We start from the raw sequence: 1,218 nt of genomic DNA on the forward strand, positions 1-1,218 counted from the left end.
GGCCAAAGAGCAGGGCATCGACCTCGTCGGCCCGGGCGGGCTGTTGAACCGGCTCACGAAAAACGTCCTGGAGACCGCGCTAGAAGCGGAAATGGACGAACACCTCGGATACGAAAAACACGACGTGTCCGGACGCGGGAGCGGGAACTCCCGCAACGGCACCCGCACCAAAACCGTGCTGACCGAGATCGGGCCTGTGGAGATCGATGTGCCGCGGGACACCGGTGCGACGTTCGATCCGCAGATCGTGAAGAAACGCCAGCGCCGGCTGACCGGCGTTGACGAGATCGTGTTGTCACTCAGCGCGAAAGGGCTCACGACCGGGGAAATCGCGGCGCACTTCGCCGAGGTGTTCGGCGCCAGGGTCTCCAAAGACACCATCTCCCGGATCACGGAAAAGGTCATCGGCGAGATGGTCGAGTGGCAGAACCGGCCCCTGGACCCGGTCTACCCTGTGCTGTTCATCGACGCGATCCACGTCAAGGTCCGCGACGGGCAGGTCACGAACCGGCCGGTCTACGTCGCTATCGGTGTCAGCGTCAACGGCGAACGGGACATCCTCGGGCTGTGGGCCGGGGACGGCGGCGAAGGGGCTAAGTTCTGGCTCTCCGTGCTGACCGAGATCAAGAACCGTGGCGTGGAGGATGTCTGCATTACGGTCTGCGACGGGCTCAGGGGCCTTCCCGAGGCCATCACCGCCGTCTGGGAGCGATCGGTGGTCCAAACCTGCATCGTGCACCTGATCCGGAACACCTTCCGCTACGCGGCCCGGCAGTACTGGGACGAAATGTCACGCGACCTGCGCCCGGTCTACACGGCCCCGTCCGAGCCCGCAGCGAAGGAACGCTTCGTGGAGTTCTCGACCAAATGGGGCCGGCGGTACCCGGCGATCACCCGGCTGTGGGAGAACGCCTGGAGCGAGTTCGTGCCGTTCCTGGACTACGACGTCGAAATCCGGCGGGTCATCTGCAGCACCAACGCCATCGAATCCGTCAACGCCCGCTACCGGCGCGCGGTCAGGGCCCGGGGCCATTTCCCGACCGAGCAGGCGGCCCTGAAATGTCTCTACCTGGCGACCCGGGCACTGGACCCGACCGGCAAAGGCAGGGCACGATGGGCCACACGATGGAAGCCGGCACTGAACGCCTTCGCCATCAGCTTCGACGGAAGAATCAACTAAAACGCCAACGGCGGATCCACCGAAAAACGGACAGTCCC

At 64.8% G+C, this 1,218-nt stretch carries 1 protein-coding gene; it reads left to right on the forward strand.

Features of this window, described 5'->3' with window-relative positions:
* Positions 1 to 1,180: IS256 family transposase (locus IEW19_RS23130; RefSeq protein WP_188573888.1), on the forward strand; the 1,180-nt coding region annotated here is incomplete at its 5' end.
* Positions 1,181 to 1,218 lie beyond the last annotated feature (38 nt).

It is taken from the genome of Arthrobacter liuii, from assembly GCF_014639275.1.
GTDB classification, from domain to species: Bacteria; Actinomycetota; Actinomycetes; order Actinomycetales; family Micrococcaceae; genus Arthrobacter; species Arthrobacter liuii.